Genomic DNA, 11,201 nt, shown 5'->3' on the forward strand with positions numbered 1-11,201 from the left:
GGGCGGGCGCATGTCGGGCGAGGAGATCGACCTGCTGGTCTCCACCGTCTCGACCTATGAAGAAGAGGTCGCCGCCTATCGCCGCCTCGCGGCCAGTCAGAAGGTCGATGCGGTGGTGCTGCATTCACCCAGCCTGCATGACGAGCGGGCCGAATTGCTGCTGGACCTCAAAATCCCCTTTGTGCTGCATGGCCGTACCAATATCGGCAAGCCGCTGGCCTGGCTGGATATCGACAATACCGGGGCCCTCGAGCGTGCCACCAGCCATCTGCTCGATATGGGCCATCGCCGCATTGCGCTGCTCAATGGCGTCAAGGGCCGCACCTTTTCCGAGCATCGCGAAATCGGCTATCTCGCCGCCCTCTCGGCCCGGGGCGTCCCCTTCGACAGCGCGCTCATGGGCAATTCGGTATTTACCGACGAAGTCGCTTTCCGGCTGACCCAGTCCATGCTCGAACTGCGCCCTCGCCCGACCGCCTTCCTCGCCGGCTCGATGATGACCGCGCTGGGCGTGTTCCGCGCCATTCGCCAAGCCGGGCTGGAACTGGGCACCGACGTCTCCATGATCGCCCATGACGACGTCTTCCCCTATCTCAACGCCGACAACATGTACCCCACCATGTCGACAACCCGCTCCTCCATCCGCCAGGCCGGTGTGCGCATTGCCGAACTGATCGTGCAACTCCTCGCCGGCAAGCCCGCCGAAGACATCCACGAACTCTGGCCCGTCGAACTCGTCCTCCGCCAAAGCTCCGGCCCGCCGCGGCTGTGAGGCGCCCTCTGGACCAAAATTTTGACCATCTGGACGAAACTGTCACAATTGGGCAATCTGCACGCTGCGGCTGGGAGGACGCGAGGAGAGGGATTAGGACAGGCATATCGCTGATATAGCGCGACTTGCGCCCTGCAAGGGCCCGCGCTGCACCGTCACCGAATAGTCATTGCACTGTCATCTTGCCCCTCTACTCCCTCGCCCGTTCGCCGGAGCACCGTGTGTCGGGCTCGCGAAAAAAGTCATACAGGGAGTCCTACAATGACCTTGAAGTCTGCACTTACCGCTTCGGTTTCGCTGCTGACGGTGCTGAGCATTTCCGCACCCGCCTTCGCCCAGACCGATCTTGCTGCCCTCTATGAAGCCGCCAAGGGCGAAGGCCAGCTGACCGTCATCGCCCTGCCCCACAATTGGTGCGGCTATGGCGACGTGATCGCCGGCTTCAAGGCCAAATATCCCGGCATCAATGTCAACGAACTCAATCCCGATGCCGGTTCGGCCGACGAGCTCGAAGCCGTCCGCGCCAACAAGGGCAATGCCGGCCCGCAGGCCCCCGACGTGCTCGATATCGGTCTCGCCTTCGGCCCTGCCGCCAAGGATGAAGGCCTGCTGCAGCCCTATAAGGTGTCGACCTGGAGCGAAATTCCGGACGATGCCAAGGATGCCGACGGCTACTGGTATGGCGACTATTACGGCGTCATGGCCTTCCTCGTGAACAAGGACCTCGTCTCCACCGCGCCGACCGATTGGGCCGACCTGACCAAGTCCGAATATGCCAATGGCGTCGCCCTTGCCGGTGACCCGCGCGCCTCCGCCCAGGCCATCCAGTCCGTCTATGCGGCAGGTCTCGCCAAGACCGGCGCCGACGAAGGCGCAGCCCAGGCTGGCCTCGACTTCTTCAAGTCCGTCAACGATGCCGGCAATTTCGTTCCGGTGATCGGCAAGGCCGCTTCGGTCGCCCAGGGCACGACCCCGATCCTGATCGCCTGGGACTATAACCTGCTCGCCTGGCGCGACAGCTTCGAAGGCAATCCGGAAGCCGAGATCGTCGTGCCGAACACCGGCGTCGTGGCCGGCGTTTATGTCCAGGCCATTTCGGCCTATGCCCCGCACCCGAACGCCGCCAAGCTCTGGATGGAATACCTCTATTCCGACGAAGGTCAGCTCGGCTGGCTCAAGGGCTATTGCCACCCGATCCGCTTCAACGCCATGTCAGAAGCCGGCCTGATCCCGCAGGACATGCTCGACGCGCTGCCGCCGGCAGAGGCCTATGCCAAGGCCGTCTTCCCGACCATCGAGCAGCAGAACGCCGCCAAGGAAGTTATCACCTCCGGCTGGGACTCCACCGTCGGCGCCAACGTTCAGTAGAGCCGGAAATACACCTCCGCCGCGTCATGCGGCGGAGGTAACTCCATCTCTACACGCCGTCATTGCCTGGCTTGACCGGGCAATCCATGCGGCGCCGAATGGACCACCGGGACAAGCCCGGTGGTGACGATTGTTGAGCGATCGGGGTTCTGACGCGACGATGACCAACGCACTAGCCACCGCCTCCACCCCCCGCCGCCGCCTTTCCCTCGAATGGCTTGGCGTCGCGCCCTTCGTCATCTTTGCGGTGATGTTCCTCATCCTGCCCACGCTCTACCTGATCGGCGCCGCCTTTATCGGGCGCGACGGGCAATTCACCTTCGAGAACATCGCCGGGCTATTCACCGACCAGATTCTCGCCGCCTACTGGATTTCCATCCGCATATCCGGCGCTTCGGCCATTATCGGCGCGCTGATCGGCCTCGCCATCGCGCTGGCCATCATTCGTGGTCGCCTGCCGGCCCCGCTGCGCTCCGCAGTCATGACTTTTTCCGGCGTGGCCTCAAATTTTGCCGGCGTACCGCTGGCCTTCGCCTTCATCTCGACGCTGGGGCGGCTCGGCCTCGTCACCATCATTCTCAAAACCGTCTTCGGCATCGACATCTATCGCGCCGGTTTCAACCTGCTCAGCTTCTGGGGCCTCACCCTCACCTATCTCTATTTCCAGATTCCGCTGATGGTGCTGATGATCGCGCCTGCCATCGACGGGCTGAAAAAGGAATGGAGCGAAGCCGCGCAGACGCTTGGCGCCTCCACCTGGCAATTCTGGCGCTATGTCGGCCTGCCGATCATCTGGCCCAGTTTCCTCGGCACCCTCAGCCTGCTCTTCGCCAATGCCTTTGGCGCCATTGCCACCGCCTATGCGCTGACAGGCTCCTCGCTCAACATCGTGCCCATCCTGCTCTATGCGCAGATCCGCGGTGATGCCCTGCAGAATCCGGGCCTCGGCGCTGCCCTGGCCTTGGGTATGATCGCCATCACCGCTTTGGCCAATATCATCTATCTCGTCATCTCCGCCCGCGCCGAGAGGTGGATGCGATGAAACAGTCAAAGCTCTGGGCCTGGGTGATTTTCGGTCTCGGCGCCGCCTATTTCCTCGTGCCGCTGATCGCCACCTTCGAGTTTTCGCTGAAGATGCGGCGCGGCTATTATAGCTTCGACAGCTACGCCTCGGTATTTTCCGACCCGACTTTCCAGGCCACCTTCGGCTATTCCACCGTGGTGGGGCTTCTGGCCATTGTCGTCGGCGTGCTGATCGTGGTGCCGGCGGTCTATTTCGTGCGCCTGCGCCTGCCGCATCTGCGTCCGCTGATGGAATTCATCACCCTGCTGCCGCTGATCATTCCGGCCATCGTCCTGGTCTATGGCTATATCCGGCTCTACAATTCCTCTTCCTGGATCCCCTTCACCGGATCGGCCTTCGGCACCGATATCCTCCTCACCTTCGGCTATGTGACCCTGGCGCTGCCCTATATGTATCGGGCCGTCGATACCGGCATGCGGACCATCGATATCAAGACTTTGACCGAAGCCGCGCAGATCATGGGGGCATCGACCACCACCATCATTGCGCGCATCATCCTGCCCAATATTCTCGTCGCCGTGCTGTCCGGCGCCTTTTTGACCTTCGCCATCGTCATCGGCGAATTCACCATAGCGAGCCTGCTCAACCGGCCGGCTTTCGGGCCTTATCTGCAGAATGTCGGCGCCAACCGCGCCTATGAGCCCTCGGCACTCGCCATTCTATCGTTTGTTATCACCTGGGGCGCCATGGGCATGATCAACGTGCTCGGCCGCTTTGCCCCCCGCACCTCCGCCCGGACGGATTGACCATGACCGACGAAAATTTCCTTCGCGTCGATGCGCTGACCAAGAATTACGGCGCCAATACCGTGGTCAAAGGCGTCAGCTTCGGCTTCGGCAAGGGCGAGTTTATCTCCCTGCTCGGCCCCTCGGGCTGTGGCAAGACCACCATCTTGCGCATGATCGCCGGCTTCGAAACACCGACCTCGGGCACGATCACGGTGGACAGGCAGGATATTACCCATCTCAAGCCCAATCAGCGCCAGCTGGGCATGGTGTTCCAGGCCTATGCGCTGTTCCCCAACCTTACGGTCGGCGACAATATCGGCTTCGGACTGAAAGTGTCCGGCGTCGGTCGCGACGAGCGCCGGGCGCGCGTCGAAGAGATGCTGAAACTCATCGGCCTGCCCGGCTATGAAAGCCGCTTCCCCTATGAAATGAGCGGCGGCCAGCAACAGCGCGTTGCCTTGGCCCGCGCCATTGCCCCCAAGCCGCGCCTCCTGCTGCTCGACGAACCGCTCTCCGCCCTCGACGCCAAGATCCGCGTCTCGCTGCGCGAGGAAATCCGCGCCATTCAGCGCGAGCTCGGCATCACCACCGTCTTCGTCACCCATGATCAGGAGGAGGCGCTTTCGATCTCCGACCGCATCGTGGTGATGAATGCGGGCAATATCGAGCAGATCGGCAGCCCGCACGATATCTATAACCGCCCCGCGACGCGCTTCGTCGCCACCTTTGTCGGCCAGCTCAATACCGTACCGGCCACAGTTCAGGACCCGGCGAACGGGCATGTCGTGCTTGGCGGCCAGACCCTTACGCTCAAGGCATTGCCGGCCGGAGCCAAACCGGGCGATACGGTGTCCCTGACGCTGCGCCCCGAAATGCTCTCCCTCGCCGCGCGCCCGGAGACCGATCTCGTCCTCTCGGCCAAAATCGTCGATGTCAGTTTCCTCGGTTCGGTGGTGCGCCTGCGCGTCGATCTCGACGGCACCATTGTCAGCATCGACACCTTCAACAACCAGGCCAAGCCCCCCGAGCGCGGTGAAGCCGTCAACCTGCATCTGGCCTCACGCGACCTGCTGGTTTTATCCTGAGGGCCGGGCCGCGACGCAATTGCATTTGACCCGGCGGGGTCTGGGCTCCATCCTGTGGCGACTTGCTCGGAGTCGCTGACATGGACGCATTTTTCGTTACCACCGACTGGCTGGCCCAGCATCTTTCGGACCCCAATCTGGTCGTCGTCGACGCCAGCTGGCACATGCCCAATACCGCCCGCAACGCCCAGGCGGAATATCTCGCCGGGCATATTCCGGGTGCGGTGTTCTTCGATATCGATGGCATTGCCGATACCAGCACCGACCTGCCGCATATGCTGCCGGCCCCCAATGACTTTTCCCGCATGGTGGGTGCGCTGGGGATTTCCGACCAGTCCACCATCATCGTCTATGATGAAATCGGTCTGCTCAGCGCTCCGCGCGTCTGGTGGACGCTGCGCACCTTTGGCGCCAAGACCGTCTATATGCTCGAAGGCGGCGGCCCCAAATGGCGGGCGGAACGTCGGCCCATTCAGGCCGGACTGGTGGCGCGGGCGCCGGCGCGTTTCGACACCAGCTTCGACGCCAGCCGCGTTGCCGACTTCATCCGCGTCCGCGATCGCTCCCGCGACGGTGCAGCCCAAATCATCGACGCCCGGCCGGCCCCGCGTTTCCACGCCGAAGTGCCCGAACCGCGCGCCGGCCTCCGCGGCGGCCACATTCCCAACAGCCTCAACGTGCCGGTTGGCCTGTTGACCGAGAACGGCAAGCTGAAATCCAGCGATGCGCTGCGCACTCTGTTTGCCGAGCGCGGCGTCGATCTCGATCGACCGATCATCACCTCCTGCGGTTCAGGCATTACCGCAGTGGTACTGGGACTGGCGCTGGAGCGGGCCGGCGCTCGCGATATCGCCATTTACGACGGCTCCTGGACCGAATGGGGCGCGCGGCCGGATGCGGAAATCGAGAGCTGACGCTCGCATCGATGGCATCTTTCTTCGAGGTTACGGCATTGTAATGTCGGCCTCGGCCTGGGCCTGCTACTCTATCTGAACCCCATTGCAGCGCCGATTTGGCCGACGCACAGTCGAGGTTCTCATTGATACGGCAAATTCTGGCTTGTCTCGTCATCCTGCTTGTTGCCGCCATCGGCTGGCTTTTCCTGGTGCCTGGCGCGCCTGAAACATTGGCGAAAGCCGGCATAATCCTCCCCTTCGGACCCGGCGTGCAGGAGACTGCCGCGGCCGGTCGTCCGGCTGGCGGACCAGGTGCTCGCCCAGGCGGCGGAGGAGGTCCCGGTGCTCGCCAGGTCAACGTCGTCACCTCCGCAGTCAAGTCCGCCACCATCAATGCCGGCCTTGCCGCAATCGGCGAAGGCTCCGCCGCGCGCTCGGTGACTGTGGTCGCGACATCAGGCGGTGAACTGGCCGAAGTGGCGGTGCGCCCCGGCCAGCAGGTGAAGTCAGGCGACATCATCGCCCGTTTCACCGCCGAGACCGAGCAGATCGACTATGACCGCGCCCGTCTCGCCGCCGACGATGCCCAGGCCGCTCTTGCCCGCACCGAGGGCATGGCCAATAGCAATCTCGTCGCCGCCACGGCCCTCACTGCCGCCCAGCTGGCCGCCGCCAATGCCGATCTGGCGCTGCGCAATGCCGAACTGGCTCTCGCGCGCCGCACCATCACCAGCCCAATCGACGGCACGGTCGGCCTCCTTCGCGTCACCCCCGGCAACTACGTCGCCGCCCAGACCGCCATCACCACGGTGGATGACACCTCGTCCATTCTCATCGATTTCTGGGTGCCCGAGAGCTACGCCGCCCAGCTGTCCCCCGGCATGCCGGTCACCGTCTCGGCCTTGGCGCTGCCCGGCCGCGATTTCTCCGGCGACATCTCCGCCATGGACAGCCGCATCGACCCGGCCAGTCGCACATTGCAGGTGCAGGCCGAAATTCCCAATCCCGACAATGCCCTGCGCGCCGGCATGAGCTTTTCGGTGAGCCTGGCCTTCCCCGGCGAAACCTACCCCGCGGTCAATCCCCTGGCCATTCTGTGGTCAGCCGAGGGCTCCTATGTCTGGCAATATGAGGACGGCACGGCCAAGCGCGTCATGGCCGAAATCGTGCAGCGCAACAGCGACGGGGTGCTGGTCCGTGCCGACCTTCTACCCGGCGACGCCATCATCACCGAGGGCATATTGCAGTTGAGCGACGGCATGGCCGTAACCCTGCTCGACGGGCCCGATGGCTCGGACGAGGGCGCGCCGGCCCAATCGGCAAGTCGATAGGGAGGCCGCGTTCCATGTCCATAGCCACCAAGAACGAACGCGGCGGCACCATGGCGGCCTTCTTCGTGCGCCGCCCCGTCATGGCCGTGGTCCTCAATGCCCTGATCATGGTGGCCGGCATGGCCGCCCTGCTCGGCATCGAGGTGCGCGAACTGCCGCGCGTCGAGCGGCCCGTCCTGTCCATTTCCACCAGCTTTACCGGCGCTGCCGCCGAAACCGTGGACCGCGAAGTCACCGCCGTGGTCGAGGGCGCCGTCGCCCGCATTCAGGGTGTCTCCGCCATTTCCTCCAGCTCCTCGGTGGGCAATAGCCGCGTCACGCTGGAATTCAGCGAAAGCACCGATCTCGACGTCGCCACCTCCGACGTGCGCGACGCGCTGGGCCGCATCACCCGCAGCCTGCCCACCGGTGCCGACGCGCCGGTGATCTTCAAGGCCGATAGCGACGCGCAGGCGGTGATGCAGCTGGCAGTGACCTCGGACAGCATGAGCATTGCCGAGCTGTCCGAACTGGTGAGCACCACCGTGTCCGAGCGCCTGGGTGCCGTGGACGGCGTGGCCGAAGTGCAGGTCTATGGCACGCGCAGCACCGCCTTCGAGATCGACGTCGACCCGCTCAAGCTCGCCAGTCGCGGCCTCACCGTCGCCGATATCCGCAACGCCGTCTCCACCATCGCCTTTGACACGCCCGCTGGCTCGATCAATGGCCCCAATCAGAACATTTCCGTCCGCGCCATTTCCGAGGTGACCCGGCCCGAGGATTTCGAAAAGCTCGAGATCAACAGCACCACACGATTGGGCGACGTGGCCACTGTGGTCTTTGATGCCTCCGCCAGCACGTCCGCCATTCGCGCCGATGGCGTGCCCGGCATTGGCCTCGGCATCGTGCGCCAGGCCCAGTCCAACACCATTGCCATTTCCCAGGCGGTTCACGCCGCCGTCGACAACCTCAACCAGACGCTCCCGCCCGGTGTCAGCGTCAAGATATCCAGCGACGAGGCCGTATTCATCGAGGGTGCCCTGCACGAGGTCGAGATCGCCCTGATCGTGGCGCTCATCGTCGTTATCGGCATCATCTACCTGTTCCTGCTCGATTGGCGCGCCATCATCGTGCCAGCCATTTCCATGCCGATCGCCCTGCTCGGTGCCGTCGCCGGCATGTATCTGGCCGGGTTCTCGCTCAACATCATTACCCTTCTGGCGCTGGTGCTGGCCACCGGCCTCGTGGTCGACGACGCCATTGTCGTGCTCGAAAACATCGTGCGCCGCCGCAATCTCGGCGCCGGCCCCCGCGCCGCCGCTGTGCTCGGCACCCAGGAAGTGTTCTTCGCCGTCATCGCCACCACGCTAACCCTGGCCGCCGTCTTCGTGCCACTCTCCTTCCTCGAGGGCCAGTCCGGCCAACTGTTCCGCGAATTCGGCTTCACCCTGGCCATTGCCGTGCTGCTCTCCTCCATCGTCGCCCTCTCTATGGGCCCCATGGTGGCGTCGCGCTTCCTCAAATCCGGTGGCGACGCCCCCAAACCCAGCCCCTTCTCCAGGCTGGGAGGTGCCGCGTCCTGGCTCTACCGCACCACCTTGCGCGTCGCCCTGCGCAACCCTGCCGTCGTCATTCTCGTGGCGCTGCTCTTCGCCGGCTCGGCCTATTTCGTCTATGGCAATCTGCGCCAGGAGATCACCCCGGCCGAAGACCGCTCGATGATCAATCTGCGCGTTTCGGCCCCCAATACGGTCAGCCTCGATTTCGTGCGCACCCGCCTCGGCCAGGTGGAAGCCATGCTGCAGCCCTATGTGCAGAGCGGCGAAGTGCGCTCGATCTTCGTCCTCTCCGGCTGGGGTTCGGGCGGCTCGCTCACCCTCACCCTCGCCCCCTGGGGCGAGCGCACGCGCAGTCAGCAACAGATCGCCAGCGAAATCAGTGCCTTGATGGCAGAGGTGCCTGGCGTCCGTGCCTCGGTCGGCCAGGGCAATAGTTTGGGCATACGCGGCGGCGGCTCCGGCCTGCAATTCGGTGTCGCCGGCTCCGACTATACCAAGCTGGCCGAAACCGCCGAAACTATCTCCGAGGCGCTGCAGGAGGATGGACGCTTCGGCCGCGTCACCGTCAATTTCGACACCACCCAGCCGCAGCTGACCCTGACCGTCGATCGCGCCCGCGCCGACGCGCTGGGGATCGACATCAACGGCCTCGCCACCACCATGCAGGCAATGATCGATGGCGCCAATGTCGGCAATATCTTCATCAACGACCAGAGCTATAGCGTACGTATGGTCTCGACAAGCAATCCGGTCAACGACCCGCGCGACCTCGAAACCCTGTTCGTGAAAACCGGCGATGGCCGCTATGTGCCGATGTCGACCATCGCCACCATCACCGAAGCCGCCGTGCCGCCCTCGCTGCGCCGCGAACAGCAGCGGCGCGTCGTCACCGTCACCGCCAGCCTCGAGGATGGCATGGCGATGGGCGACGCCTATGCCGAACTGCAGCGCATTGCCGCCCCGCTCCTGCCCGAAGGCACGACCTTGCTCCCCCTGGCGGAAGCCAAGACACTGGGCGAGGCCAACAATGCCCTGTTCCTGACCTTCGGCTTCGCACTGGTCATCATTCTCCTGGTGCTGGCCGCACAATTCGAGAGTTTCTGGAGCGCTATCATCGTCATGGCCACCGTGCCCTTCGCGGCGGCGGCCGGGCTCTACGCCATCCTCCTCACCGGCGGCAGTCTCAATATTTTCAGCCAGGTCGGGCTGGTGCTGGTCGTGGGGATCATGGCCAAGAACGGCATCCTGATCGTCGAATTCGCCAATCAGCTGCGCGATCGTGGGCTTTCCGTGCCCGCGGCCATTGAACAGGCCTCCAATATCCGCCTGCGCCCGGTGATGATGACAATGTTGGCCACCATTCTGGGCGGCGTGCCGTTGGTACTGGCACAAGGCGCTGGCGCCGAAGCCCGCGCCGCCCTCGGCTGGGTCATCGTCGGCGGCCTCGGCTTTGCCGCCATTGCCACGCTATACCTCACCCCCGTCGCCTACCTGCTGCTCGCCCGCTTCTCCAAACCCAAAGTGGAAGAAGAAGCCCGCCTCGAACGCGAACTCGACGCAGTGACAGCACAGGCCGGTGCTTTTGACTAACCTTTGCCCAGAACGCGATACAGCTCCTCCCCCTTATTGAGGGGGAGGTCGGGTGGGGGTGTGCAGCGCGTTCATTGCCATATGCGACAGCCTGCACTTGAAAGCGCTATTGCATTTGGAAACGTCACCCTAGGAGGCACCCAGAGGGACTCTGAGACTTTGGCTTCTGGCACGACAGGTGCAACAAGCACCATCCCGCCCTCGGGCCCGACCCGAGGGCCTGTCGGCGAGCCGCCGCGGGCAATGGCGCGCGAGGATGGCGGACCTCGGGTCAAACCCGAGGGCGGTGTGTTGGGTGAAACACCATGTGCAGACCGGCAGCGCCAACTCGCCCCAGGCCGAGAGCGGGGCGAGATGTGAGCCCATTACCCACATGCCGCTATGCGATAACCCTTCCCGCAAGCGCAGGGAGACCGTCCGTTATTCTAGGCAAACTGTTCGCCCAGGACGCGATGCAACTCCTCCCCCTCCTTCAGGGGGAGGTGGGGTGGGGGTGTGCAGCGTACTCAGCCTCAGCGCCATGCGATAGCCGGCACTTGAAGGGGCTATCGCATGCATTTCACCCCAAGATGCACCCAAAGGCACTTCGGGCCTTTGGCTCTTGGCACGACGGGCGCAATCAGCCCCATTCCGCCCTCGGGCCCGACCCGATGGCCAGTGGAGACGACCGCATCGGCGCGCAAAAGCGCGCCTGGACGCAACAATCATCAATCCCGGGATTTGGTAATTTTGATGCAGAAAAGCCCCGGTTTTGAGGCCGGGGCTTTTGGATTGGTTTTGAGACGGTAAAGAGATGGTACGTGTGTTTG

Annotated in this window: 8 protein-coding genes; all 8 read left to right on the forward strand. The window is 63.8% G+C overall.

Annotation, left to right across the window (positions count from 1 at the left end):
• Window positions 1-772, forward strand: a 772-nt coding sequence (locus DEVEQU_RS18245) for a substrate-binding domain-containing protein (RefSeq protein ID WP_126152034.1), incomplete at its 5' end; no start/stop codon positions are given.
• Between the two features lie 261 nt (window positions 773-1,033).
• Window positions 1,034-2,140: an ABC transporter substrate-binding protein gene (locus DEVEQU_RS18250; protein WP_126152035.1), complete on the forward strand. Its 1,107-nt coding sequence runs from the start codon at window positions 1,034-1,036 to the stop codon at window positions 2,138-2,140.
• A gap of 160 nt (window positions 2,141-2,300) precedes the next feature.
• On the forward strand, window positions 2,301-3,182 hold the full coding sequence (locus tag DEVEQU_RS18255) for an ABC transporter permease (RefSeq protein WP_126152036.1): 882 nt from the start codon (window positions 2,301-2,303) through the stop codon (window positions 3,180-3,182).
• The gene (locus tag DEVEQU_RS18260) at window positions 3,179-3,970 is read left to right on the forward strand and encodes an ABC transporter permease (protein WP_126152037.1); all 792 of its coding nucleotides are present in this window, start codon (window positions 3,179-3,181) and stop codon (window positions 3,968-3,970) included. The genes DEVEQU_RS18255 and DEVEQU_RS18260 overlap by 4 nt, the downstream gene beginning before the upstream one ends.
• Window positions 3,971-3,972: 2 nt before the next feature.
• Entirely contained in the window at window positions 3,973-5,037 is a 1,065-nt protein-coding gene (locus DEVEQU_RS18265) for an ABC transporter ATP-binding protein (protein WP_126152038.1), read from the forward strand.
• Window positions 5,038-5,117: 80 nt separating this feature from the next.
• Window positions 5,118-5,951 carry a 3-mercaptopyruvate sulfurtransferase gene (sseA, locus tag DEVEQU_RS18270; RefSeq protein ID WP_126152039.1) on the forward strand — a complete coding sequence of 278 codons (834 nt, stop codon included), beginning with the start codon at window positions 5,118-5,120 and terminating at the stop codon, window positions 5,949-5,951.
• A gap of 125 nt (window positions 5,952-6,076) precedes the next feature.
• The gene (locus DEVEQU_RS18275; RefSeq protein ID WP_126152040.1) at window positions 6,077-7,264 is read left to right on the forward strand and encodes an efflux RND transporter periplasmic adaptor subunit; all 1,188 of its coding nucleotides are present in this window, start codon (window positions 6,077-6,079) and stop codon (window positions 7,262-7,264) included.
• A 14-nt stretch (window positions 7,265-7,278) separates the two neighbouring features.
• Window positions 7,279-10,392 carry an efflux RND transporter permease subunit gene (locus DEVEQU_RS18280; RefSeq protein WP_126152041.1) on the forward strand — a complete coding sequence of 1,038 codons (3,114 nt, stop codon included), beginning with the start codon at window positions 7,279-7,281 and terminating at the stop codon, window positions 10,390-10,392.
• The last annotated feature ends 809 nt before the right edge of the window (window positions 10,393-11,201 follow it).

Source organism: Devosia equisanguinis (assembly GCF_900631955.1).
In the GTDB taxonomy this organism is placed as follows: domain Bacteria; phylum Pseudomonadota; class Alphaproteobacteria; order Rhizobiales; family Devosiaceae; genus Devosia; species Devosia equisanguinis.

Bases quoted from the DNA above. Each gene is read 5' to 3' on its own strand.
- DEVEQU_RS18255 (WP_126152036.1), top strand. From the start codon at position 2,301: ATGACCAACGCACTAGCCACCGCCTCCACCCCCCGCCGCCGCCTTTCC.
- sseA (WP_126152039.1), top strand. From the start codon at position 5,118: ATGGACGCATTTTTCGTTACCACCGACTGGCTGGCCCAGCATCTTTCG.
- DEVEQU_RS18260 (WP_126152037.1), top strand. From the start codon at position 3,179: ATGAAACAGTCAAAGCTCTGGGCCTGGGTGATTTTCGGTCTCGGCGCC.
- DEVEQU_RS18280 (WP_126152041.1), top strand. From the start codon at position 7,279: ATGTCCATAGCCACCAAGAACGAACGCGGCGGCACCATGGCGGCCTTC.
- DEVEQU_RS18265 (WP_126152038.1), top strand. From the start codon at position 3,973: ATGACCGACGAAAATTTCCTTCGCGTCGATGCGCTGACCAAGAATTAC.
- DEVEQU_RS18250 (WP_126152035.1), top strand. From the start codon at position 1,034: ATGACCTTGAAGTCTGCACTTACCGCTTCGGTTTCGCTGCTGACGGTG.